Origin of the sequence: Brevibacterium antiquum, from assembly GCF_016107655.1 — a bacterium.
Classification (GTDB): domain Bacteria; phylum Actinomycetota; class Actinomycetes; order Actinomycetales; family Brevibacteriaceae; genus Brevibacterium; species Brevibacterium antiquum.
The window spans coordinates 40059-65074 of the sequence record NZ_JABASX010000007.1 but is presented as its reverse complement, the minus strand read 5'-3'; the positions used below and the strand labels follow the sequence as shown (position 1 = coordinate 65074).

The following is a 25016-nucleotide window of genomic DNA, read 5'->3' as shown; positions in this document are numbered from 1 at the left end:
TGCGTCTGGGGCTCTGGTGTCCTCTGTCATCTCATGATGCTGAGACGGGGCGCGGTCTCATGTGGACAATTCAGCTCGGGTCCAGATTTCGGTCGTAGCCTCAAAGCAGACACGAACGGTATCACCGTCGGTCTGTGAACCGTTGTTCTGCAGATAGTTGTTCCCCAGCTTTAGGAGCCAGCATGTCCGTCGTCGCCATCAACACCCTCACCGTTCCCGAAGCCGCACGCGGTGAACTCGAGAAGCGCTTCGCGGCACGCAAGCACTCCGTCGACGGTTCGCCCGGCTTCGAAGGCTTCCAGCTGCTGCGTCCGGTCTCCGGCGGTGACCAGTACTTCGTCTACACGCAGTGGGCCACCCGCGAAGACTTCGAGAACTGGCGCTCAGCCCGCAAGCCCTCACACGAAACCAGCGGCAAAGAACCCGTCTCGGAACAAGCCAATCTTCTCGAGTTCGAGGTCGTCGACCTCGGCGACTGATCTGCCTGCCGTGGGCAGGCGGCAGCGGATCGCTTGCTAGCTGTCGTTGTCCTTGTCGAGTTCGCTGAAGGTCTCCACGTTCCGCGGTGTGCCGGCGATGAGGATCTCATCGTTGGCATAGAGCGTGACGTCGCGATCGGCGATGTCCCAGGAACCGCCTCCATCGCGTTTGAAGGCGACGATCGTGACGCCGTATTCCGTACGCAGACCCAGCGACCCCAGCGGCACGTCGGCGACTCGCACCGGCGGTGTGGTTCTGGCGAGGACGAAATCCTCATCGATGGGCAGGAAGTCCGAGATGTGTCCCTTGATGAGGTGCGCCAGGCGCCGACCCATGTCGTTCTCCGGACTGACGACGTTCTTGACCCCCAGCTGATGCAGGATCTCGGCGTGGGGGTCGGTGATGGCCTTGGCCCAGATGTGCCGATTACCCAATTTGAGGATGCGTGAGGTGATGAGGATGCTCGCCTCGAGGTCGCTGCCCACTGCGATGACGACACGGTCGACCTCCTCGATGCCGATCTGACGCAGAACCGTCTCATCGGTGGCATCACCGCGTGAGGCGTAGGTCAGCACCTCGGCGTGGTCCGACACGACCTCCTCGGAGATGTCGATGCCGATGACCTCGACTCCGTGCTTGACCAATTCCCTCGCCAGGGAGCCGCCGAACCGGCCCAGACCGATCACTGCCACCGCTCCATGGCGGGCGGCAGGTTTCGGATTGCCGGCGAAGAACACCGCAGGCCGAGTCAACCAGGATTTCTCATTCATTTCGACGTCCTCTCTGAACTGTCAACGGTACTGTCATCCATCAGCCGATCAGCGGCCTTTCCTTCGGCAGTTCGAATCGCTGAGGACGCACCCGCAGGGCCAGCACCGAGGCGACTGTCACCGGGCCGAGCCGCCCCAGGGCCATCGTGATGATGATGACCACTTGGCTGAGTCCCGGCAGATCTGCTGTGATTCCCGTCGACAGCCCGACGGTGCCGAAGCCGGAGATGACTTCGAAGAGGATCCGGTCGAAGCCGAGCGACGGAGCATCGAGCATGATGACCATGGTTGCCGCAACGACGAGTCCCAACGACAACACGATGACCGTCGTCGCCTGCCTGTGCACGGACCGGGACACTCGCCTGCCGAGCAGATTCACCGCCCGCCCACCGGTGATCTCTGTCCATGTCATGGCCCCGAGCACGAGGAACGTCGTGATCTTCACACCACCTGCGGTACCGGCAGGGCCTCCTCCGATGAACATCAGAATGTCCATTCCCAGCCAGGTCGCAGGATGCATCTGCGAGATGTCGACCGAGTTGAACCCGGCCGTACGGGTCACCGTGGACTGGAACGCCGACGCCTGGATCTTTCCCCACACGTCGAGAGTTCCCATAGTGTTCGGGTTGTTCCATTCGATCACCGCGATGTAGATCGTTCCGCCCACGAGCAGCACCGGTGTCATGACGACGACGGCTCGGGTGGTCAGACTCCAGGTCAACGGTGACCGGTAACGTCTCGCCAATTCGATGACCACCGGATACCCGAGACCGCCGAGGATGACGGCGCAGCTGATCGGGCCGCAGATGAATGGGTCCGCCACGTAGTCCATGAGGCTGGTGCTGTGCAGACCGAAGCCTGCGTTGTTGAAGGCTGAGACCGAGTGGAAGACCGCGCTCCATACCGCTCCGCCCAGCGACTCATCGTAGAAGAGGCGCAGACGCAGGAAGAGCGCCACAGCGACGACGAGCTCTGCCCCTACGGCAAGGACGACGATGCGCCGCACCATGGGCGCGATTCCTCCGATCGCAGAGCTCCTGGTCTCCGTGGCCACGGACTCGCGAAGTCTCAGACCCGTCTTGCCCGCCACCACGATCGCCAAGAGAGCGGTGAAGAGCAGGACACCGAGGCCTCCGATCTGGATGAGGGCGAGGATGACCGCCTGCCCGACGAAGGTGAAATCTCCTCCGGTGTCGAGAACCGCCAATCCGGTGACGCTCAGCGCCGAGGTGGCGGTGAAGAGTCCGGACAGCAGCGAGATGCCGCCCGGTGCCACCGTAGCGGCAGGCATCATCAGCAGTCCCGTACCGATCACGAGAGCTGTGAGGTATCCGATGACCACTCGGGCGATGGCGTCACGATGGCTGCTGTGCACAGCCAGAAATCTAGCACGTCACCCGCCGAACTCGAGATACGGCGAACTCACAGGTCGAGTCCTTGCCGCCGCCGGCACCACAGCCACTGGCTCGCCGGCTCCGCCGCCGCACAGGCTCTGGCTGACAGCCCCGATTTGCTGGGTGATCGCACCCGTGTCCCTTTCGGAGATGGCGTTGAGATTACCGGCCGGAAACTCTCGGAATCCTGCTACTGTGCACAACAGCACTGTCGGGTGAAAAGAGGGATGCGATGTCGCAACAGCAGGCAGAGGTCGAGGACCGGGGCCACGGCTTCGTCAAGGCGCTTGGCACGGTCGATGCACTATTCATCGGATTCGGGGCGATGATCGGCTTCGGCTGGGTCGTCCTCACCGGAGAATGGCTCAGCGGTGCCGGCACAATGGGTGCGATTCTCGCATTCGTCGTCGGCGGCATCATCATGTGCTTCGTCGGTACGGTCTATTCCGAGATGGTCGCTGCCATGCCGCACGCTGGAGGTGAGCACAACTATCTCATCCGGGCGATGGGACCGCGCGTCTCGCTGTTCGGCTCCTGGGCGATCACCGGCGGCTACATCAGCGTTGTCATGTTCGAAGCAGTCGCAGTGCCGAAGACCGCCCTGTATCTGTTTCCTAATCTCGAACACATCAAGCTGTGGACCATCGCCGATTCTGATGTGTATCTGACCTGGGCGCTTGTCGGAACCGTGACCGCAATCATCATCGCCTGGATCAATATTCGGGGCGTCAAGCTCGCCTCGCTGGTTCAGACGTTCGTCGTCTCGTTCCTCATCATCGTCGCGTTCCTCCTACTGGCCGGTGGCCTGACCGGCGGCGAAGCTGCCAATGCCGAGCCGCTCTTCACCGGTGGCGGTGCCGGTTTCATCGCCGTCGTCGCCGTTGTGCCCTTCCTGTTCGTAGGCTTCGACGTCATCCCGCAGTCGGCGGAGGAGATCAAGCTCCCACCGGCCAAGATCGGCAAGCTCGTCGTCGTCTCTGTCTTCATGGCGATCGCGTTCTACGTCATCATCATCTGGATGACATCACTGGCGATGCCGGCCTCCGAACTGGCCACCCACGACCTCGTCACGGCCGATGCGTTGGCGACGATGTTCAATTCCGTCTTCTGGGGCAAGCTCGTCATCGCCGGTGGACTCGCCGGCATCATCACCTCGTGGAACGCATTCCTCATGGGGTCCTCCCGCCTGATGTGGGCCATGGCCGTGGCCGGCATGATTCCTGCCTGGTTCGGCAAGCTGCACCCCAAGTACCGCACCCCCGTCAACTCGATCATCTTCATCGGAATCCTCTCCGCCCTGGCTCCATTCCTCGGCTCAGCGGCCCTGGGCTGGATCGTCGACGCGGGTTCACCGGCAATCGTCATCGCCTACTTCCTCGTCAGCGTCGGGTTCATCATTCTGCGCAAACGCGAACCTGCGATGGGCCGTCCCCTGCGCATCGGGGGCCAAGGCAACGGCGGTATGGTCATCGGCGTCATCTCGGCCGTGCTCACCCTGGCGCTCTTCATCCTCTACCTGCCCATCACCCCGTTCTCCGCGCAGCTGGCGTGGCAGTCGTGGGCGATGTTCGGACTCTGGCTCGCCGTCGGCATCTTCTTCATGTTCCGCCTGCCCACCGGCGTCAAAGCAGGACCCAACGCCGAAGAGGAACTTCTGGCGAAGGTGAAGTCGCTGCGCAAGAAGTGATGGGCTGAATGTCCCGCCTGAGTGAGGCGCAACTGAAACGAGAATGCGGCCATCGGAGATTTCTCCGCTAGCCGCACTTCGTGGCGCGATCCCTAGGTGTACTTTTCCGACAAGTGGTTCTGCCAGTTGATTGCAGCATAGAGGACGCTGGCGGCTCTGTAGACGACAGCGAGCTTGTCGTAGCAAGTGGCCAAGCCTGCCATTGCTCCAGACGGCCGTAGCCGCACCCGACGACGTACCTGTCCCGGTACCTATTCGCGTTAAACTTCGGTGGTCTCCCGCCTGTGGAACCGCGGCGCGTGCGGTGATTCTGCTGGGCCCGGTGCTCGAAGATAACAGTCTCGTACCGGTACCTGCGCAAGTATGCGCGATTTGCCCGCGAAAAATTTGCCCTATCACCGAGCAACGCGCCCGGCCGATTGCGGACAGCGTCGCTGCCTGGGCGCCTGACTCGCAGCTCGTCTATCAGTTGGATGAGCATTGGGCAGTCGCTGTCCTGGCCAGCTGTGCAAAAGGTGACCGACGGCAGACCATGGCGATGCGTCTTCGCTGGCGGTCCATCACAGGGGTATCCAGGGCGTGGCCAGGCCGCCCGCATCTTCGATTCGTGCAACTTCGACAGGCTCCTTTTTCTAGGCGGGTGTTATTCGTCGCATGCTGATGATCACGCCCAATTGTGGGGGTCCACCGAAAGCGACTAGTCCAGCTGGCAGACAGCATTTACGTGCGCAGCCAAGCGCGCAAGCACGGTATCCCGGATACCGTCAGTGGTAGATGATCCATTCGACCATCTAGCGGGCATTCGCGAACGGCAAGCGTCTGCGACCGGTCGGCGCTGGCAGCAAGTCTTCGATCAACGACCGCCGAGGATGCGTAAGATTCCGGAATCTCGACATGCCTCCGGGCCTTCACCCAGCAAATTGCAAATTTGACAGACACGCCTTAGCCGCTGCGATAGGACCACTCGGGGTCAGACACCTGGTCATGCAGACTTCATGGCGGCCAGCAGCTCTGGTCCAGTCGAGGTCAGACGCACGATCGTCAGCGGCCCGGCGACGGCAATACTAATCGCGCCGATGGCGAGCCCGAGGCCGAGGTGAATGAACCAGAGGTCTCCGATCCGCAGCACCGCCGCCAAGATTCCCGGAAGCAGTGACGCGAAGAGGACCAGGGTGAAGGCCGTCATCTGTCCGCCAGCTGGGTTCCCAGCGTTCTGCCCGGTCGAGATCCGTTCACGGGCATCACGGCCGATGGCTGGCATGAGTGCGCTGAGCAGCGTCGCGCAGGCACAGGCCGTCCCGACCGAGGCAAGAGTGGCGCCCATCGCGATATACCACATCGACGAGGCAGTGATGAGGTTGAGTATCATAGTGGCCACCATGATCGGAAACCCGAACATCAGCATCCAGGAGAGTTGCCGCCCTCGAACGTCCGCGCGAACTGCGCCCGGGGTCGTCAGCAACTGCCAGAGTGCTGTGCCGTCGAGTGCGTACGTGTTAGACGCCACCATCGCCGCGAACACGGCAGCAGCGACACCTAGAAATGGTAGGCTCCAGGACCACGCAGTTGGAACCACGAGCAGGAGCATGAGCAGGGGCGTCATCCACGCGTGTCTCAGTTCGAGGGCCCGTTGCGGGTCGCGCAGCCATGTCTTCAGTTCGCGCGCAGCAACTGCAGTCATGGGATCTGTACGCCGTGAGCCTGCGCGTCTCCGGCTGAGTTGAGCCCGGGTGGTTCGCACGGTGGTCCGGCTGTTGGCCCGGGCCGGCGGCTGCCGCAGCGTTGCCGAGGTGAGCTTCACCCACACGGCCCAGAGCGCAAGTCCGACCAGCAGGAGTCCTCCAAGCGGCAGCAGCACCAGAGCAGGTGAAGCCGAAGCCGCCGCATTACCGATCGCTGCCATTCCCCAACCAGTCGGCGCCACCAACAGGGCCTGCTCCAGCGGATCCGGCAGCGCGGTCCAGCCCGCGCCAGTATGGACCTCCGTGCGACCGCGGCCCAGCTCTGGGAGGAAGAACGCGGCGACCGGAACCCACCCGGCAAAGGACACGGCCAGCAGGGCAGACATCTGGAACGCAGCGATCCAGCCGCCCAGGCGGGAACGCAGCAGGTATGCAACCAATGCGCCAGCGCTGCGGCCCAGCCATACCAAGAAGAACAGCTGTAACACGATTGCCCCCAGAGCCACGATGATGGTGATGACGCCGTGCCCCGCAGCGACGACTGCGAAGCTGCTCAGAGCCACCGCAGTGATGACTGTTCCGACACTCAGCAGCTCACTAGGCGTCAGCATCGCCGCGATCCGAAACGGACGCTGTGGCAGCGTCCGAAACCACTGCGGGTTGAGCACCGGAACCGCACCCGGCAACAGGATCGGCCCGAGCAGCCACATGAGCCCGAGAACGCTTACAGCAGCGGTCAACCAGCTGTCGTCGAGCCTGCTGGTGCTGACGAGCACCGCTGTCATCACAACGGCAGCAGCGACGACCAAGCCGGCGATGAGCCCGAAAGCTCGGTCGTCGCGCGGTCCGTGTCGAAGGATGCGAATCTTGAGCGAGACGAAGCGGCGCCACATGCTCATGCCAGCCAGTCCAGCCTGCGCTGGGGAGCCGCGCCGACGAAGTCGACGAAGGCTTCGTTGAGTGTCCTGCCCGCTGCGACCTCGGGAACTGTGCCGTCGGCCAGGATGCGGCCGCGGGCCAAGAGCGCGACACGTGTGCATGTGCGCTCGATGACATCCATGTTGTGGCTGGAGAGCAGCACCGTACCACCTCCGGTGACGTACTGCTGGAGAAGCTCTTCGATCGAGTGGGCGGAAACCGGGTCAATCGCTTCGAACGGCTCATCGAGTACGAGCACACGGGGACGGTGCAGCAGTGCAACTGCGAGGCCGATCTTCTTCCGCATGCCGGTGGAGTAGTCGACGATGAGCGTGTTCGGCGCGCGGTCGAGTTCAAGGATCGCCAAGAGATCAGCCGACCGTTCCTGCCACCTCGCGTCCATGCCGCGCAACCCGGCCGTGTATTCCAGCAGCTCTGCTGCTGTCAGCCGTTCCGGCAGCGACAATCCTTCCATCATGATGCCGAGGGCGCCAAGAGCCTGCTCCCTCTCACAGAGCGTGTCGTATCCCGCAACGCTGACTGTGCCTGATGTAGGTGCCAGCAGACCGGCGATCATCGACAGTATGGTGGATTTTCCGGCTCCGTTTGGTCCGACGATGCCACAGAATACACCTACTTCTACGCTCAGGTCGATGGCATCGACTGCGGTAGTCCCTCCGAACCTCCTGGTGAGCCCGAGGAGCTCGACTGCTGCATCGGTGGGTGCCTTCATAACATCCTCTCGCGAATCACAATTGCACCAGCGCTGTGCGCATACACCCAGCGCTGGTGCGCCTTCCGAGCGGGCCGGAACCGGGCGGAGGTGTGCGATGCTGGCGATGAGCTGTCACGGTCGATATGCGCGGACAAACGTACGCACCCCGGCTTCAATCCACATCGCCTTCTCCTCAGTGGTGATATCAGCGCGCCCCGGTGGTCCGGCTTGGGACGCCACCAGCTGGGCGTAATGTACTGCCGTAATCATCGGGTCCTCGGCTCGCAGCAGTCCTTTCTCCCTCCATCGGCCGAAGACGGCTGCCAGCTTTTCGAGTACCTGACCCGGCCCGGCTCCCCACCAGACCTCGACGAGGGAGGGGTCGAGCTGTGCCGCTGCACTGTGCACCTGGCTTATGAGGATCCGATGTTCTGCCGAGGGAGCCGAGGCTGCAAGCCAAGCAGATGCGAAGCTCTGCAACGCTGGTTCGACGTCCCCAGCAGCGTCGACACCCGACAGTTGCTCTTCGATGAGGACGGTCTCGTCGTCAGCAATCTGCGCGGCAGAATTCGCGATGACTGCAGCGCACAGAGCCGCCTTATCGGTGAAGTGTTTGTAGATCGTGCGCGTCGATACTCGTGCTGCGGCTGCAATTGCCTCTATGCTGGCATTGTCGATTCCTGAGGCCGCCAGCACCTTCCTCCCGCCGACCATAATCGCAGCGTGTTTGTCTGGACGCAGTTGTCCTGTGCGGGACCTGCTGGCGGACGGTGACCCAGAGACTGTATCCATTGTGTGACTCCTTGGGTGAATCGCATCGGACAGAGTCTGATGCGAAGGCTGAAGTAAAATTCCTATTGTACTTTACCAACCGGCTGAAGCTCAGGCTGATGCTCTGGTGACATTCGATGAGGGCACAGAAGCAGAGCCACCGCTAGTGCACATGCCGCACAGACTGCAACCAGACCCAGTTCAATGGCCATGGGCGGCAGGGCAGGGCCGGGCCGAGGAGAAAGCGAGCCGGTATTTTTGCGTCGGTATGTCCGACGAAGATCGGCAGCAGAAGCTTCGGTACGACGGGTGCCAGCAGAATCATTCCCGACCGTGAGGGCGTCAGTGCCCGAACGCCCTGCAGGAGGCTCGGCAGGTGAGCGAGCAGCCCTGCATAGCCGATGGAAACGGTGGCCAGCGCCAGCAGCCACCCCGCGAACGCCAGGTTTCTCAGCGGACCGAAGTCGATGATCGGCATCTGAGTTCGGTCCGTCGACAGCGCCAAGCTGATGACACTGAGAGCTAGGGCCCTGCAGACAGCAGGGGCACAGGATGAGCCCATCCCCGCTCGGGAGCACCGGCAACTCCGAGCATGAAGAATCCCGGGGCCTGCGCCGATCCAGTCGATGGGAACCGGCTCATCTGTGCGCGACTCGGGTAGTACCGTGGAACCGATGAACAACACCAGGCCGCCTGCGGCGAAGACCGCAAAGGCTCCTCGCCACCCGAGAGCTTCTACGAGGCCGCCCGATGAGACAGGGCAGGCTGCGAGCCCAATGGCCGCAGCAGTTCCGAACGCTGCCGGACTGCGCCGTGGAATGCTGTAGTAGCAGTTGCGACACCCGGGGCAAGGATCGCGGCCGCACCAGCTCCGGCGACTACTCTTCCCACGAGGAGCAGCGCCACGGTCGGCGCCAAAGCCGCAGCGACTACTCCGCCCCGAGTAGACAGCCGCCCCGATGCGGTACATACAACGGCGTCCGACATTGTCTCTCCGCGCTCCACTGACCAACATGAGCGACGACGACGCCAGAAAGCACCCCGTCACCACCCATGAAGCGGCATGCCCGTTGACTTGAAGATCAGCACCGATGGCGGGTACGGCCACGCTGGTGCCGGACATCGCAAGGGGCAGCAGGACACCATCGAACAGAATGACCGGCGCCGTCAGGACACTGCACCGTTCGCTGCTCATGGTGATGCTCACGCTGGGACCGAGACACGAACCGCAGCCAGGGCTTCGGCCCATACGACGACCGAATGCAGGGTTGCCGAGAGGTCGTCCGCATGCCGAGCCGCTGGGGCGAATGCGCCCGTCGCTGCAGGATGAGTCACATCTGACTCTGCGTAATCGAAGTCCGTGAAGGTTGAAAGGACAACCTGCTCGCGAACATCTGCCAGACCAAGCTCAGCAGCGATCGTGCGCATCTGCTCGACGGCTCGGACGCCCCCGTCTGCGCCGTAGCTAACGAATCCTGCGGACTTGTTGCTCCATTCGTCGTACAGGTAGTCGATCGCATTCTTGAGCGGCCCAGGCACGCCGTGGTTGTACTCGGCGATGACGAAGACGTAGCCGTCGTATGCGTCAATCGCCTCCGCCCAGCGCTGACTGTGGTCATGCTGATAGATCCCCCATCCAGCTGGGTAGGGCTCATCGAGAACCGGCAGCGAGAAATCCGATAGGTCGATCAGATCGAAGTCGACACCCGCCGGCGAGTGAGTTCGACCGTGTTCGTAGACCCAGTCGGCGACGAGGCGCCCCCGACGATGCTTGCGGGTACTGCCAACGATGATAGCAATGCGTGCCACGATAAACCTCCAATTATCGGTAAAGTAACTTTATTACTTTACACAGTAAGTGCTGTCATTCCCGTGCGCAAGAGCTCAGCAGAATTCACACGCTGGCCCCACGCTGTTTTCACTCGCAGGTCAATTACGCACGGCAGGGAGTACTCCGACCATTACAGTGCGATTGAAGTTACGCCGTAACTATGACACCTTAGTTGTCATGTATATTGCAAATTCTTCCCCTAGCCACCATCAGCCCAACGCATCCAAGATGCGCACGCCTGCGACGACGGCGTCCCATGCAATAGCTGCCGGGACCGCCCGCAGTTGGATACAGTGACGCCGAATGGATGACCACTGCAGCGACCGCCGTCGTCGGCGCCCCGCTCCCCTGAAACCCACACCCTGGCTGCACCTCGTTCTCGCCGGACTCGCAGGAGGAACGATTCTCGGCTGGGCCCTCGAGGACATGAGCCTGGGAACGGCGTACGGCCTCATGGGAGCACTCACAGGCGGTGCGCTCTGGTGCTACCTGTGGCCATTCATCCAGAACGCGCTCACCGGACGCCGAGATCGCAGAAAGCGGTGAGCCTCATACATGAATAGCGCTCGCGCCGAGGTGGAGATCATCCGCCTGCGACCCCGAGAAGTCCTCCAGGCCTCCGGTCGCCTGGTCAAGGTACAGCGACGGGCTTACCGCGTTGAAGCCGCATTCATCGATGACCACCGAATTCCACAGCTGACCGAGTCCGCAGAGAAGCTCTCGGCAGCGGAACTCAACTGGCACGTCGCGCTGACGGGCTCCGCGATCATTGCAGCGATCGCCTACACCGATACTGGACCCTCACTCGAAGTCGACCGTCTATTTGTCGAACCCTCCTGGCACCGTCTTGGATTGGCCCGCCGGCTCATCCTCTCCTTGGACTCAAAGCCAATTGACGTGTCGACTGGTCGCGAAAATCAACCAGCGCGCCGGCTGTATGAATCACTCGGCTTCTCACACCTCGGCAACGCCGAAGCACTGCCCGGATTGTGGCTGAGTCAATACAGGCGGCCGAGATGACCGCCACCGCTAGCTCTCACGGCGAGCTGGGAGCGCGCCCGCCACTCGCAACCTGCGCTTCATCGAGCCCCACACGAAACCGGCCGCACAGCGTGAGACGAATGGCGGTAGAAAGCCAAGTTGAGCAATGAGCACCAGAACGGTAAGAGCGGATCAATAGCTTCCGGTTGGCAGCCGTCTTTCTATGATGTAAAGTACTACTCGTACTTTACACCGCGCTTCGCTACTGCGCAGCGCCCGTGATCAGAGGATCCGCAATGAAACGGTTCGCCGGAGTGCTGCTCAACACCCTCGTTGCCAACGTCACGACAACCTTCGTGTGGTTCGCCTTCACGTTTTGGGTTTATCTCGGCACTCGCTCGATGCTGGCGACCGCGCTCGTCGGCGGCTCCTTCATGCTGCTCGTTGCAATAAGCGGAATTCCGATTGGAACGTTCGTCGACCACACTCGGAAGAAGAGGGTCATGGTCGCAGCCACCACCGTGCCTCTGATCACGTTCACTGCCGGAGGGCTGATCTACGCATCCGTCGGCCCGGCGCAGGTACTTGATCTCGGCGGGCTATGGTTCTGGCTGTTCGCGGTTCTGATGCTCGTTGGCGCCACCGTTGCGAACGCGCGCAATATCGCTCTCTCGACAACGGTCACGCTCATGGTTGCTGTCAGCGATCGCTCCCGGGCCAATGGCCTGGTCGGGGCGGTACAGGGAGTCAGTGCTCTCGTCACCAGCGTATTCGCCGGACTGTCGATCGGATTTCTCGGGATGGGCTGGACTATTGCGATCGCCATCGTCGGATTGGCCTTGACTTCAGTCCACCTGATCTTCGTCAGGATTGAAGAGGAACGCATCGTCATAGTTTCTCGCCGTGTGGGATTCGGCCTCGCCGGCAGCATTTCTGCAGTCCGTTCAGTTCCGGGCCTCGCGGCACTCGTAGCCTTCACGGCTTTCAACAACCTGCTCGGCGGTGCGTACATGACGCTGATGGATCCTTACGGTCTGGAGCTGTTCTCCGTCCAAGTCTGGGGCCTCCTAGGCGGAGCGTGCGCAACCGGTTTCATTGTCGGCGGTCTCACGGTCGCTCGAGCGGGATTGGGCACCAACCCTCTGCGCACCATGCTCTGGCTCCTCATGGCTATGGGCCTGATCGCCTCTCTGTTCACCATCCGTGAACTCGCCTGGTTGTATGTTCTTGGAATCTGGGCCTATATGGCTCTCGTTCCCGCCGTCGAGGCGGCCGAGCAGACGGTGATCCAGCAAGCCATCCCGTTGCGCCGCCAGGGGAGGGTATTCGGGCTGGCCCAGGCTGTGGAGTCGGCTGCGGCCCCGATCAGCGCATTCACACTGGGCCCATTGGTTGAGTTGCTCGTCGTCCCGTGGAGCCGTTCGGCAGACGGTCGCGCAACCCTAGAACCAGCGCTCGGAAGCGGCGAGATGCGCGGCGCCGCCCTCCTCTTTCTTATCTGCGGACTGATGCTGATCATTGCAGCGGCCGCAGCATTCAAGACACGCGCCTACGCGAGTCTGTCCCGGCTGCTCGGGGCCACAAGCCGCCGCGACAGTGGGCCCGGCAGCGTCGACCCTACAGAAGTCGAACAGTCGAGTTCTCCAGAAGCTGCCTCCCCGCTTCCTCCTGCCACAAAGGACGGAAGATCACGCGCAACCGGTAGTAGTCCAGCAAGAGGAGATGTCCGATGACGCAATACGGTCATCGCTACCGCCTCGGTGTCACGCCGCGTGAGCGATAAGCGCCAATCGCGATGGCCCGCCCTTCTCTGCACCTCGACTGACTCCACGTTGACGCACCCCTGCACCGCGGGCGCACTCTTGCGCGTGGCTGCGGACGTGGTGTGTGCACTCGGCAACATGCGCACCGCAGCTGGGAAGCAGTGGGAATTGACATGGTTCCAACCGAAAGCGGCAATGCTTGAGACCGCCGTAGGAATCCCCCGTTGCCGCTCACATTTGCTGGACGGCGCGTGGCAAGGCGTCTCGCTGCGAAGGGATGTGCAGACAAAGATATCAGCTTCCTCCGCAGCCGCCGCACCATCTGTCAGATGGCAGTTTCGCCTGCTGGACCAGCGTGACCGCGCTTCAGGAATCGTATGATCCGCCCCAGGATCGTTGTCTCATATGTGCCCCGGTCCGATAGAGCTCGATGAGCAGTGGACGCAGGTTCCAGCCGCTCGCCGTCAGTCCACGGAGCGTTCGGTTCAGAAAACTCCGAATTGCGAACTGGCAGACCAGACCCCGCGTGCAAAGCCGAGCCAGGACATCGGCGACGACTTTGTCGCTCAGCTTCGTCAATCCCTACACCATTGCGCCATACAACCTGTCTCCAGGCACCAGATCTCGCAGCACGAGCGTGGTCCATCGTCCGCTGGCGGCTTCAAGTGCCACCTCAACCGGGCAGTCGCGATAGGATTCGACGCTGCGCCAGTCCGCCCCGCGACGAACAACCCCGAGGATACCAACACGAAGAGCATCAGCGTCCCACCCATGTACGAACACACAAACCGGTTGACCGTTCATGGCCACAACTTGGATGCCCGCCCCAGAACGACGAGACCGACTGCCTGGACTGAGCCGTCCACCACACGTGACCAATCGTCGACAAAGAAGGCGAGTCCCAGCGATGATCGCTCCGAGCACGGAGCCTAGACCTCCACCGCCAAGCCGGAGGGGGATCCCCCTGGCCCCACCAACACCAGACAAAGGTCATCCGACTAGACCACGCGATCGCAAAGGAGTGGTCACGAGTGAAGCCCGTCAGCACCGCCAGTCTCGCTGTCCTGCATCGATCAGCGGCAAGCGCCGATCTTCGACCGTGACGACGCCCGGTCCTGCGCCTCCTCGTGCCGATTGCTTCGCCAGGGGGTTCATCTGAAATCTCATCGTTAAGAATTTTTCAGCTTGTTTTCTAGAATTATAATGCGCGAATTAGATTCTCGAACTATCCTGGAGCCATGGAACTGAGATTCAGCACGCTCAAGGAACGCCCGGAGCTGCTTCATGAGCTCCTGGAAATGGAGAACACCTGGCCGGAGTTCATCCGCCAGGATCCGATCGGCGGGCTGTACTACAACGCCGACGTTCTCCTTCAGCTCGCCGAGTACACCCTGCTGGCGTTGGATGACCACGACGGGATTATCGCCAAGGCTCACTCCATCCCCTTCCAACTACCACCGAGTGCAGAGCTTCCTGCAGACGGCTGGGACGGAGTGATTCGTCGCGGACTGCACAGCCTGCTGACCGGAAGCACACCCAACGCCGTCTCTGCGCTGGAGATCGCCGTACGATCAGACGCGCAGGGCACAGGGATCTCTGCTCAAGCTCTGGCGGCTACGCGCGCCAATGCACGGCGCCTCGGATTCCCGCAGCTCCTCGCCCCGGTGCGGCCCAACGGAAAGAAGGATCCGCACGAGGACATGCAGACGTATGCCTTGCGCACCCGCAAGGATGGCTTGCCTATCGACCCATGGCTACGCGTACACGTGCGCGCCGGCGGAACCATTGAAGCCATAGCCCAGCGATCCATGGTCGTCATCGGGACACTCGCCGAATGGCGAGCATGGACAAACCTGCCATTCGACACTTCGGGTCCTGTCCACGTGCCGCGTGCACTTGCCCCAGTACAGTGCGACGCCGAGCACGGCATCGTGACGTACGTCGAACCCAACATCTGGATCAGCCACGACACAGAGGATCAAGCTGCACCCACCAGCGATCATCCAACTGAGATTCCCGCGGCATGAAAAGGCTCGACTTCGACCTCCCATCCCGAGCCACCTGGGTCTTCACCGGTGACAGCATCACCCAGGGGGTCCACCACACACATGGCTCTCGCTCCTGGGTCGAGCTGGTCAGCGAGCGGGTTCGCTGGGAACTCGGTCGAGTGGAGGACATAGTGGTCAACTCCGGCGTCTCCGCTTGGACAGCCCACGAGATTAGCGCTGATTTTGAGTATCTTGTCGGCCGCTTTGCACCGCAGGTTCTCAGCGTATCGCTCGGGACTAACGATGCACTGGACGGCGAGCCCGGGCTGGTCAGCTTCCATCGTCGCCTCACCGAGATCGTGCGACGGGCAAGCAGTATTCGCTCCACTGTCATCCTCCATACCCCGCTCCTCGTCATGCCGGACGCTCCGGCCCCACGACGCGAGTGGCTTACTGCATATGCCGAGGTGATCCGCACCATTGCCACGAACGAAGGCGCTATCCTCGTCGATCACGAGCAGCATTGGCACCAGCACTTCCGCACTGAGTACCCAACAGCTTGGATGGACGACAGCACCCACCCCAACGCTGTCGGGCATCGCCACATTGCCGAGACCACCCTGCAGACCCTCCGGCTGGGATCTCTTCGAGAACAATTCTGAGGCTCATGATGACTGGCAGGCTGCACCAGCATCCTATTCTCATTGCCGGCCGAGAATGCACGTCCGCACGAGTGAAGGGAAACTTATGAATACCCCAACCACTGGCCTGCTCGCACCCGTGAGCACCCGCTCGGCCCGGCTCAAACGCTGGGTGTTCACACGGCACTCGAATCCACTGAGCGCGTGGTCACGCTGGGCGTCGATCCCGCTCGTCGTCCTGCCATTCTGGAACCGCAGCACGCGGGCGGGCGCAGCAGTCGCCGCGTGGATGCTACTCAACCCGATCGTGTTCCCGAAACCGCGCGATGAGCAGGCGTGGGCGACAAGAGCCATGTTGGGTGAAGAGCTTTGGAGTGAGCGTCTCCGTTTTGACACTGCTTCCGCTGTCAACGCCGCATCCACTGCGGCGATGACTGTGTCGATCGCAGGCGCCTGGCGACAATCGGCTCGCCAGACTTTTCCCGCTGCTGCCGCTCAGATGACATTGACCCTCGTGTTCTGGAAACTCATGACCGACTTCTACGCCACGGCCGCGAACCCGGTCGATCGGCACCATAACACTCCACTGGCAGCGGCCTGCCGCTGAGATCACGATTCAGCGCGCTCGCTCGCTCTTTCTCGATTGCTGAAGCTCAGATCGATTCCGTCTTCACCGTCCTCGTCAAGGGCTGGATCGCGCACAAGTCCCGCTTTGAGCGCAACATTGCGAGAGGCACTGTTCTTCGGGCGAATACGGGCGAGAATCGTCTCGTCGGGTTGGCTTCGCCGCACCCAGTCGAGCACAGTTCGCGTCGCCTCGGTCCCGTACCCGCGTCCCCACGACTCAGGGCGAAGGCGGCAGATGAGGTTCAATACTCTGTGCCCTTGAACGGTCATACTCTTGACGCCGCAGTATCCCACGACGCGTGATCGACCACTCTCTCGCACACACCAATAGCCGTAACCGTTTACCTCCCAATGCCGGATCCAGCGGTCAACGAGCTCCTTGGCCTCAGGCAAACCAAACAGACGATCCGAGGGGTTATGCTCCACGGTGCGCGGATCGCCTGCGATCTCCAGGATCTGTGCGGCGTCCTCCGTTTGCGGCGGGTCGAGACACAGTCGCGCAGTACGCAGAACAGGGAGACCATTCTCCCTTCGCCCGCTTTCACAGGCGGCTCTCATTCCCTCCAAAGTCTGGTGCATGCCCTCGAACATTGTCTGGGCGAAAGCGGCGGTCCCGCCCATGTACTTCTCGGTCAGTCCCTGTGCGTAATCGGAGATCCCATCGGGAGCTTCTCGGCGCTGGATGACACGCGTTCTCCCGGCACCTGCTGCTTCGAGCGTGAAGGACCAGATGAGCCAGTTCTCATCAACGCGGAAAGCGAGCTCGGTACCGGGAGAATACCGTACAACCTCGCTATGTGTCGTCCACGTGAGTTCACCGTGGGCATTGTCGTTCACAAATCTGACACCGACTGCGATTGCTGCGGCACCGTCGAGCAGGGTGGTCGAGCGCACCTGGGGGCTCCACTCCGGTAGCCGCCGGGGGTCGCTCACCACTTCCCAAACCCGTGACAAGGGTGCATGGATGAGTACATCTGCTTCAAGATCGTGAATATCAGGCATGAATGGTTCCTCTCTGCTCACGGTGACCATTTCAGTCTCGGAGTTCGAATGGCAAGGACTGCGATCGCAGCAACGGTCACAATGACGGCGCCGACGAGGCCCCCGCGGGCGTAGCCAGCAACTGTAGCAACGATTGGTTCGGATTCCCCGGCACCTGCCCCCTTTGTGACCGACAGGACCAAAACTCCGAGCCCCGCTGTCCCGAGAGCTGCGCCTATCTGCTGAGCAGAATTGACGAGCGCGCCCGCGACGCCGGAATCGCCTGCCGCCCCTGCAGTTGCAACATCACCAGCAGTGATCATAACGACGGTCCCACCGGAGCCCAACAGCAACATGGCGGGCAGGACTCCCCCGATGTAGCCCGATGTAGGAGCGAGGAACCCCAGACTAGCCAAGCCACAGGCGGCGAGCATCAGTCCTACCGCCAGCACCGGCCCGGGTGCGATGTACGAACGGATGCGCGGCAGAACCGCCGTGACGATGATGGCACCAACTGCAAAGGGCAGAAAAGCAAGACCGATTCGCGTAGGCGGAACGTCCCAGGCACTCTGCATAAATGACGTCAGGACGAACATCCCCGCGAACATGGCGACTCCTGCGAAGAAGGCAGCCAGGTAGCCAGCAACTCGCGCCCGATTGCACATGAGGCGAGGGGGAATGAGCGGCTGCTGCGCGCTGCGCAGTGAGACGACGAAGAGACCCGCGCCGACGACGCCACCGGCCAGCAGTGCATGGGTACCGGGGTGGTGCCAGCCCAACGCACTCGCTCGATCCAAGCCGAAGATCAGCAACCCTAACGATATGCTGGCGAGAAGGGCTCCACGGGTATCTAAACGCACGCTCGCGCTGCTCCTGCGTCCCGGAATCGTCATGCAAATGCCGGTTGCGGTGACGAGCGCCAGCGGCACATTGATGAGAAGGCTCCACCGCCAAGACAGCAGGTCGGCCATTGCGCCGCCAAGCAGGAATGACCCTGCTGTACCAACGCCCATGACGATGCCCAGTGCACCGAAGGCGATGCTGCGCTGCCGACCACCGGGGTAGAGCACTGACATCAGTGGAATCGCTGTGGCAGCGACGAAGGCAGCTGCTCCACCCTGCAGAGCGCGTGCCACCAGAAGGGTTGCCGGTTCGTATGCGAGTCCGCCAAGCAGCGAGGCCAACGCGAACGCAACGAGCCCGCCGGTGAGGCAGCGGCGCAGGCCCATCGCGTCAGCGAGGCGTCCGCCGACCAGAATTAGCGTGCCGAAGGTCAAAGAGTAAACGGTCATAACCCCCTGAGCAGAGCCGTCAGTCATCCTCAGCTGAGTTTGGGCTTGCGGCAGTGCCACATTCATGATGGTGACAGATGCGAACGCCAGCAGATTCGCACCGGTGAGAAGTCCAAGAGCCCACCACCGACGCTTGCTGGCTGGCGTGTTCGGTTCAACTCCCGGTGGCGAAGAGCCCACCACAGGCCTCATGCCGCCTCGGCCCTGGCAGCCTGAACCGTGCGGGCCAGCACCGCAAGACGGTGCCCCTGACACCGAGCGTGGTCGAGCACAGGCTGCCCCGGAGCTCCGTCACCGCCGACGCTGCTGACTCCGTAGGGATTGCCACCGGCCGCGTGCGCGACATCATAGTTCTCGTAACCGGTCGGCACGATAAGGGAACCCCAATGGCAGAACGTGTGATAAAGGGCCAGCAGTGTCGATTCGTGCCCGCCGTGGCGTTCGTGGGCGCTGGTGAAACCCGAGGCCGGTTTCCCTGCTAGATGACCAGCGCTCCACGCAGAGCTGGAGGAATCAAGGAACTGCTTGAGCTGTGCCGCAGGCTGACCGAACCGAGTCGGAGTGCCGAGAGCGAATCCATCTGCCCAGATGAGGTCCTCCACCTCAGCAGTCGGTATGTGTACTGTCGCCTCAAGGTGCTCCTTCCACGCTTCGTTGGCCTCGATGATCTCACGCGGAACGAGCTCGGCTGCGCGGCGCAATCGGACTTCGGCCCCAGCCTCCTCGGCACCAGCGGCATATGCCTCCGCCAGAGCGTGAACTGAACCTGTCGACGAGTAGTAAACGACTGCAAACCTTGTCATGATTAATCAAATCCCTTTCTAGAATTCTCTTACATTAATTTATCCTGGCTGCTTGGCGGCGTCAACAGCCGATGCGAGATCGCCTCGCCGCGAGCAAAGTATTTAGATATAATGATTCTAGAAACTCACTTCGGGACTTTGAGAGGGGTGTAGTCGACATGGAGTCGCGCACCATCAGCACCAACGGCGTCCAATTGCATGCGCTCTGGCGCCCCGGCGACGGACCTGCGATCGTCATCGTCGCCGGGGCGATGGCCGACGCGGCCGACTTCGTGGCTGTCGCAGAGGCGATCGACCACGACGGCCCGATGTTCATCGTCGACCGCCGCGGCCGAGGAGGCAGCGGACCTCTGGGCACGGACTACGACCTGCTCACTGAGGTCGCCGACCTGCGCGCTTGGATTGACGAGATCGGGGGACCGGTCGTTCTGGTGGGGTGGAGCCTTGGTGGCACGATCGTCTTAGAAACCGCCGCCCGCGATGACCGCGCAGTATCCGTGATCGCCTACGATCCGCCCCTGCCGCCCTTCGCCGCAGAGGTGCTTCCCGCGCTAGCCAATGCCGACCTCGACGAACGGGTGACCATCATCAACCGGGATATCTCCGGCTTACCGGCAGAAGAGGTTGCTGCGATGCAGAAAACCCCTGCCTGGGCTCATCTTCGCGAGTTGGCCGCACCCCTGGCCGCAGAGCTCGAAGCACTCAACAGCTTCGTACCCGCACCTGGCTGGGCAGCGATCGACGCCTCCTTCCTCGTAGGAGAGCTATGTCAAGGCGTCCCGCCGTATGGCCCTGCCTTCGAACGCGTCTCCGCAGTCATACCTTCCGCGAACGTCACCGTGCTCGAAGGGCACGGGCACCTCGCTCACGTCGAAGATCCTGCGTTTCTCGGAGCCGAGATCGGCCGACTACTGAGGTCGAAGCAGTGAGAGGCCGGGGACGACCTCGCGACGAACAGGCCCGGCGACGCATCGCCGCGGCTGCGTGTGCGCTGTTCGTCCGTGATGGTTACGTCGCAACGACAATCGCAGGTATCGCCACTCAGGCGAACGTCAGCGTGCAAACTATCTACTCCGCGCATGCGTCGAAAGTCGGTGTGCTCAAAGCAGCGCACGATTTTGCCATTGGCAGCGGTGATGTGCGCCCTCTCCTCGACCGGGAATGGGCGCAGAGCATTGAGGAGATGCCCACCGTCGAAGAGGCCTGGCGAACGGCCGTCGATCACATCGCGGAGGCGACCGAAAAGGTTGCATCCATCTATTTCGTCATCCAATCAGCGGCGGCAGATCCCGATGTCGCCCTGTTGCTGGATGAGCTGCACGAGCAGCGCCATCGATTCAGCCAGGTTCTAGTTGACCGACTGTTGACCCTGCCCGGGGTTCGACCCGAGGCTAAAAGGCAGCGTATCGCCGAACTGCTCTATGCCTGCGCAAGCATCGCCTCCTATGGCCCCCTCGTCGTCGAGTGCGGCTGGACGCTCGAAGAATGGCGGAACTGGCTCTTCGAACTCGGCTCACGTGAGTTCATCGCCGGATAGTCATCAGCGCTCATCAGCGGGAGACCAGTCCGCCTGTTCCCGAATCGTGTGGAGTACGTGCAGGCAGGTGGATATCTCGTCCTCCGTCAGCTGTTCTCTGGCGACAACAAGGAGTTCCTGCTCACGCTGCAGCACGCGCTCAATTGTGCTCCGTCCCTCAGCGGTGACGGACACCAAGCGCGATCGGCGGTGCGCCGGATTATTCTGCAGCTCGAAGATTCCGAGCTCGATACCGTGGTCGACGCTGCGCTGCACAAACTGACGACTCAGCAACAACGTCTCTGCGATGCGAGGAACCGGCTGGGCAGTTGTGAGCGACAGGAGCTCGAGCACCGCACGGACACCGACAGGCAAACCAATTCGATCCTGTTCGAACGTGCGCGTTGCTCGACGGTAGAGCAGACCGACTGCGCGCATGACATCGGAAAGGTTCTCTCCGGAAGTGTTCATAACGCCATTATCCCCGCTCCACCTCGACACCTTGGGCGTCGGATATCGTGAGGTGCGCCACCGTTAAGAGCATGACAACTGAGCCACAACCGCAGAACACCGATACACTTCATGACTTCCATGTAGTGCCTCAAGGATATCCGAGGCAGGCAGATTGGAAGAAGGAGGTTCTCTCGTGCCAGTGAAATGCACCGACGAACTCAAGGCTCGTGCCGTCGAACTCGCCATTCATGCTCAAGCCGGTCCCGAGACCGCGAACGGGTTGTCGGCTGGCAAGTGACAAACCACATGCGCGAGTCTCCTGCCAGGGGTGCGCTAACAATGGCCCTGCCCGCGAAATATCGTGCCGGCGAAGACGTATCGGGGCTTGTCCACCACCCTGGTCAGGGCGTGCAATTTCAGTCGATCCGCTCCACCACTTTACGGGGACCTACACCTAGCCAGCTACCACTCACCGCGAACAGCAAATCATCCCGGCGCACATGTATGAATTGGCACTACGGGCACCTCGTGCCAAACCAGCGGGTGCCATTGGAGCTGCTGGCAGGCAGTAGCCGCGCGGGAAGTCTTTGGCTCTGTGGTGAGTAAGATGCCCAACTATGGTGAGCGAGATACCCAGGTGCGGGCACAAGCGAGCGCGGCCACCGGCATAGTGCACGGTGACCGCGCTCGGATCAGGGGAGCGAAACTCAGAGGCAGAGACCTCCCACTATCCAGTCACTCGTCGCAGATCAGACGGCGGCGTCGAGGCCGTTCATCTTCAGTCGTTCACGCTGGTTGGGGTTGACGCTTGGTCGGAACGGCATCTCCACCACCTCGGCGCGGACGGGCTCTCCCGGGGTGTCGGCGAAGGGCTCAGGCAGATGCACCCAATATTCGGTACCCAGCTCGCTGGCGTCGACCGGCACATGGGCCATTGCGATATTGGCTTCGAGCTCCGGCGAATACCACGGCGAGGTCACGTAGCCGACGGCCTCACCGTCAGCGGTCGCGCTGACCAGCCAGAAGTCCGGGGCGTAGTCCGTGATCGGTTTGCCGCCGACCAACAGCCCCACGAGCTGAGTCCGAAACGGTGGAGTTCCGGCTGCGATCTGCTCACGAACAGCTTCGAGCTTGGCCTTGCCGATGTAGTCGGCTTCCTTCTTCCGCGGCACCTGGTAGGCGAGGTTGACCTGGAACGGGTAGGTCTCGAAGTCCATGTCCTGACCCCACGAGAGGATGCCTGCGGCGATCCTGCGGTGATGGCTGGGCGCTACGACCTTGAGGTTGTAGGGCACACCGGCTGCGAGTACCGCGTTCCACATGTCCTCGGCATACTTCGTCGAGTCCTTGAGGTAAATCTCGTAGCCCTTCTCCCCCGTGAACCCGGTCTGGGAGATGATGACATCGTGCCCGCCGACCTGGGCCTCCATGAGTCCGTAGCTGGGCAGGGTACGTCCCTCCTCACCGACGAGGTCGGCGATGACATCGACGGACTTCGGTCCTTGGACCTGCACCGGCGAAACGTCGATCTCCTGGATGGTGACGTCGAACCTGCTGCCGACATTGACACCTTGCAGCCAGAGCATGAGATCGGTATCGGAGAGGCTGAACCAGAATTCGTCGATCGCCACCCGCAGCAGGATCGGGTCGTTGAGGATGCCTCCGGCCTCATTGCACAGGATCACGTAGCGAGCGCGCATGACTGGGATCTTGGTCGCGTCACGGGTGATGACGAAGTTCACGAACGCCTCGGCGTCGGGACCCTTGACCTGGATCTGACGTTCGACGGCGACGTTCCACAAGGTCACGTCGTTGACGAGGGACTGGTACTCGACCATCATCCCGCCGTCTTCGCGGGGCACATAGCCGCGCGGGTGGTACATCCGGTTGTAGATCGACGCCCGCCAGCAGCCTTCCTGCATGGACAGCTCCCAGTACGGGGACTTCCGCACTCGGGTGTCGATGAGCATCTCGACCGGTGTGGGGCCTGATTGGCGTAGGTTGATTGGGACTTGTCTGTCGCTTTGGTCCACTGATGGAACGTTGTTGTCCATGATGTTCCCTGCCTCAAACAGTTCTATAATATGGAACTGGATTCCCATATTATGGGTACAATTAGTGTAGGATCGAAGTATCGGCGGACGCAAGGGTTTCCGAAGAGAATCATCATTCGTCGACCACTTCCCAGGAGTCTCTCAAGGGAGCCGAGGATGTCACAGGAAGTTCTGGCCTCACTGCTGAAATCCGCGCGGTACGAAATCCTCCCCACCGCGGGCGTGGTCGACCGCGTCCACGAATATGTCGTGCCCGGCCGCGTGATCACCGTGACCGCCTCGACCGGCCTGACTCTTGAGGCGACTCTGTCCACGGCAGTGCAGCTGCAGGCGCTCGGATTCCATGCGGTGCCTCACATCGCGGCACGAATGGTCCAAGGCAGAACCGAACTCGAGGAGATCGTCGACCGCCTCACGCAGGCCGGCATCGATCGGATCTTCGTCCCGGCCGGCGACGCCACCCCTCCTGCGGGGGGCTATGCGGGAGCACTCGACCTCATCATCGACCTCGCAAGCATGGCGGCACCGATCCAACACCTCGGCGTCAGCGCGTATCCGGAGACCCATCCGCTCATCTCCGACGATGTCACCGTCCAAGCGATGTGGGACAAACGCGACTACGCCACCCACCTTGTGTCGAACCTGTGCTTCGACCCTGGAACCATATCCACCTGGCTGCCCAGGGTACGAGCGCGCGGCATCGACCTGCCACTCATCCTCGGCATCGCGGGCAAGGTGGAATTGGCGAAGCTGGCCCGGGTCGCATCGAAGATCGGGGTCGGCGAATCGACGCGGTTCCTGCGCAAGAACACCGTCACGTTCACCAAGATGGCCAAACCCGGCGGCTACAACCCCCGGAAGTTCCTCGACAAGCTCGCACCCGTCCTGGACAACCCGACCATGGGCGTGGCCGGTCTCCACATCTATACCTTCAACCAGATCAGGGACACGGAGATCTGGCGGCGCAGGCAGCTTGCGGCTCTCGGTCACAACGACGAGGTCCCAAGCACATCCTGAGGCAGCAGACATGCCTGACCGGCGACAGATTCGCGTCACCATGTCACACTTCGAGCCCGCCATCCGACGACGTTGGTGACAGGCGAAATACGTCTGTCGCAGCGTTCCCACCGGAACGTGCCGTTCCTGTCAGGAAAGGACACTCATGGCTCGCATCAGCCTCGACCAGGTCAGCAAGAAGGGCTACTCCCATGTCGCTCGGCTCGACACCTACTGCCGCAGTGCACTCGGCGACGAACTCTACGATCTCATCAAGCTCCGCGCCTCAATCGTCAACGGCTGCGGCTTCTGCGTCGACATGCACTCCACAGACCTGGAGCGGCTCGGCGTCTCGTCCCGAAAGCTCTTCGCTGTTTCCGCCTGGCAGCACGCCGGTGCCCTGTTCGATGAGAAGGAACGCAGCGTCTTCGCCCTCACGGATGCGGTGACGAAGCTCGGCCCGGAGACCGTGACGGACGATATCTGGGATGAGGCGGCCAAGCACTTCAACGCCGAGCAGCTCGGCGACCTGCTCCTGTCCATCTCCACGATCAACATCTGGAATCGCCTGGCGATCGCCACCGAGACCACTCCGCCGGTCGGCGACGAATCTGCAGCACCCGCCGAGGTGACCGTCGCCTCGGGCGCGAAATCAACGGCCGACTGATCTACA

Annotated in this window: 25 protein-coding genes; 12 read left to right on the top strand and 13 right to left on the bottom strand. The window is 61.9% G+C overall.

The genetic code is table 11. The annotated features are described in order from the left end of the window. Positions 1–182: 182 nt before the first annotated feature. Positions 183–479 (top strand): antibiotic biosynthesis monooxygenase family protein, encoded by a 297-nt coding sequence (locus tag JFC13_RS12795; protein ID WP_198397473.1) that lies wholly within the window; start codon positions 183–185, stop codon positions 477–479. Between the two features lie 36 nt (positions 480–515). Here the strand turns inward: JFC13_RS12795 and JFC13_RS12790 are convergent, their stop codons facing one another. Together JFC13_RS12790 and JFC13_RS12785 are read right to left on the bottom strand one after the other, a co-directional pair. Continuing rightward, a complete protein-coding gene (locus JFC13_RS12790) occupies positions 516–1250 on the bottom strand; it encodes a potassium channel family protein (RefSeq protein WP_198397472.1) in 735 nt (244 codons plus the stop codon). A gap of 40 nt (positions 1251–1290) precedes the next feature. Then, positions 1291–2625: a TrkH family potassium uptake protein gene (locus JFC13_RS12785; protein WP_198397471.1), complete on the bottom strand. Its 1335-nt coding sequence runs from the start codon at positions 2623–2625 to the stop codon at positions 1291–1293. 251 nt (positions 2626–2876) lie between these two features. Between JFC13_RS12785 and JFC13_RS12780 the strand changes: the two genes are divergently transcribed. Continuing rightward, positions 2877–4331, top strand: coding sequence for an APC family permease (locus tag JFC13_RS12780; protein ID WP_198397470.1), 1455 nt, complete (start codon positions 2877–2879; stop codon positions 4329–4331). A 982-nt stretch (positions 4332–5313) separates the two neighbouring features. Here the strand turns inward: JFC13_RS12780 and JFC13_RS12775 are convergent. The 6 genes from JFC13_RS12775 to JFC13_RS12755 form a co-directional block, all read right to left on the bottom strand. Next, positions 5314–6912, bottom strand: coding sequence for a hypothetical protein (locus JFC13_RS12775; protein WP_198397469.1), 1599 nt, complete (start codon positions 6910–6912; stop codon positions 5314–5316). Next, entirely contained in the window at positions 6909–7664 is a 756-nt protein-coding gene (locus tag JFC13_RS12770) for an ABC transporter ATP-binding protein (protein WP_198397468.1), read from the bottom strand. Before JFC13_RS12770 ends, JFC13_RS12775 begins: the two co-directional genes overlap by 4 nt. A 114-nt stretch (positions 7665–7778) precedes the next feature. Further along, on the bottom strand, positions 7779–8438 hold the full coding sequence (locus tag JFC13_RS12765) for a TetR/AcrR family transcriptional regulator C-terminal domain-containing protein (RefSeq protein ID WP_198397467.1): 660 nt from the start codon (positions 8436–8438) through the stop codon (positions 7779–7781). Positions 8439–8580: 142 nt separating this feature from the next. Further along, positions 8581–9195 (bottom strand): hypothetical protein, encoded by a 615-nt coding sequence (locus JFC13_RS12760; RefSeq protein ID WP_332839417.1) that lies wholly within the window; start codon positions 9193–9195, stop codon positions 8581–8583. After that, positions 9153–9404 carry a hypothetical protein gene (locus JFC13_RS19905; RefSeq protein WP_332839418.1) on the bottom strand — a complete coding sequence of 84 codons (252 nt, stop codon included), beginning with the start codon at positions 9402–9404 and terminating at the stop codon, positions 9153–9155. The genes JFC13_RS12760 and JFC13_RS19905 overlap by 43 nt, the downstream gene beginning before the upstream one ends. A gap of 216 nt (positions 9405–9620) precedes the next feature. Further along, positions 9621–10226 (bottom strand): NADPH-dependent FMN reductase, encoded by a 606-nt coding sequence (locus JFC13_RS12755; protein WP_198397465.1) that lies wholly within the window; start codon positions 10224–10226, stop codon positions 9621–9623. Between the two features lie 325 nt (positions 10227–10551). Here JFC13_RS12755 and JFC13_RS12750 point away from each other — a divergent pair, with 325 nt between their 5' ends. From JFC13_RS12750 to JFC13_RS12725, 6 genes are all read left to right on the top strand, one after another. Further along, entirely contained in the window at positions 10552–10794 is a 243-nt protein-coding gene (locus JFC13_RS12750) for a hypothetical protein (RefSeq protein ID WP_198397464.1), read from the top strand. A 9-nt stretch (positions 10795–10803) separates the two neighbouring features. Further along, positions 10804–11268 carry a GNAT family N-acetyltransferase gene (locus JFC13_RS12745; protein WP_198397463.1) on the top strand — a complete coding sequence of 155 codons (465 nt, stop codon included), beginning with the start codon at positions 10804–10806 and terminating at the stop codon, positions 11266–11268. Positions 11269–11525: 257 nt separating this feature from the next. Next, a complete protein-coding gene (locus tag JFC13_RS12740) occupies positions 11526–12962 on the top strand; it encodes an MFS transporter (RefSeq protein WP_198397462.1) in 1437 nt (478 codons plus the stop codon). Between the two features lie 1268 nt (positions 12963–14230). Beyond that, a complete protein-coding gene (locus tag JFC13_RS12735; protein WP_198397461.1) occupies positions 14231–15019 on the top strand; it encodes an N-acetyltransferase in 789 nt (262 codons plus the stop codon). Further along, positions 15016–15642: an SGNH/GDSL hydrolase family protein gene (locus JFC13_RS12730; protein ID WP_198397460.1), complete on the top strand. Its 627-nt coding sequence runs from the start codon at positions 15016–15018 to the stop codon at positions 15640–15642. Before JFC13_RS12735 ends, JFC13_RS12730 begins: the two co-directional genes overlap by 4 nt. An 85-nt stretch (positions 15643–15727) precedes the next feature. Then, positions 15728–16228 (top strand): DUF6653 family protein, encoded by a 501-nt coding sequence (locus JFC13_RS12725; protein ID WP_198397459.1) that lies wholly within the window; start codon positions 15728–15730, stop codon positions 16226–16228. Between the two features lie 2 nt (positions 16229–16230). Here the strand turns inward: JFC13_RS12725 and JFC13_RS12720 are convergent, their stop codons facing one another. From JFC13_RS12720 to wrbA, 3 genes are read right to left on the bottom strand one after another with little or no spacing between them, the layout of a single operon-like run. After that, positions 16231–17250, bottom strand: a complete 1020-nt coding sequence (locus JFC13_RS12720) for a GNAT family N-acetyltransferase (protein ID WP_198397458.1) — start codon at positions 17248–17250, stop codon at positions 16231–16233. Positions 17251–17267: 17 nt separating this feature from the next. After that, complete coding sequence (locus tag JFC13_RS12715; protein ID WP_269770047.1) at positions 17268–18713, bottom strand: MFS transporter; 1446 nt, start codon at positions 18711–18713, stop codon at positions 17268–17270. Beyond that, the gene (gene wrbA, locus JFC13_RS12710; protein ID WP_198397456.1) at positions 18710–19324 is read right to left on the bottom strand and encodes an NAD(P)H:quinone oxidoreductase; all 615 of its coding nucleotides are present in this window, start codon (positions 19322–19324) and stop codon (positions 18710–18712) included. Before wrbA ends, JFC13_RS12715 begins: the two co-directional genes overlap by 4 nt. A gap of 158 nt (positions 19325–19482) precedes the next feature. Here wrbA and JFC13_RS12705 point away from each other — a divergent pair, with 158 nt between their 5' ends. Beyond that, positions 19483–20253, top strand: a complete 771-nt coding sequence (locus JFC13_RS12705; protein ID WP_198397455.1) for an alpha/beta fold hydrolase — start codon at positions 19483–19485, stop codon at positions 20251–20253. Then, entirely contained in the window at positions 20250–20861 is a 612-nt protein-coding gene (locus tag JFC13_RS12700; protein WP_198397454.1) for a TetR/AcrR family transcriptional regulator, read from the top strand. The genes JFC13_RS12705 and JFC13_RS12700 overlap by 4 nt, the downstream gene beginning before the upstream one ends. A 3-nt stretch (positions 20862–20864) precedes the next feature. Here JFC13_RS12700 and JFC13_RS12695 read toward each other — a convergent pair whose 3' ends face one another. Both JFC13_RS12695 and JFC13_RS12690 read right to left on the bottom strand, forming a co-directional pair. Continuing rightward, entirely contained in the window at positions 20865–21311 is a 447-nt protein-coding gene (locus tag JFC13_RS12695) for a MarR family winged helix-turn-helix transcriptional regulator (protein WP_198397453.1), read from the bottom strand. A 731-nt stretch (positions 21312–22042) separates the two neighbouring features. Beyond that, the gene (locus tag JFC13_RS12690; RefSeq protein WP_198397452.1) at positions 22043–23263 is read right to left on the bottom strand and encodes a glycine cleavage T C-terminal barrel domain-containing protein; all 1221 of its coding nucleotides are present in this window, start codon (positions 23261–23263) and stop codon (positions 22043–22045) included. 240 nt (positions 23264–23503) lie between these two features. On the opposite strand from JFC13_RS12690, the gene JFC13_RS12685 reads away from it, so the two are divergent. Both JFC13_RS12685 and JFC13_RS12680 read left to right on the top strand, forming a co-directional pair. Next, the gene (locus JFC13_RS12685; protein ID WP_198397451.1) at positions 23504–24364 is read left to right on the top strand and encodes a methylenetetrahydrofolate reductase; all 861 of its coding nucleotides are present in this window, start codon (positions 23504–23506) and stop codon (positions 24362–24364) included. Positions 24365–24509: 145 nt separating this feature from the next. After that, positions 24510–25010 carry a carboxymuconolactone decarboxylase family protein gene (locus JFC13_RS12680; RefSeq protein ID WP_198397450.1) on the top strand — a complete coding sequence of 167 codons (501 nt, stop codon included), beginning with the start codon at positions 24510–24512 and terminating at the stop codon, positions 25008–25010. Positions 25011–25016: the final 6 nt, after the last annotated feature.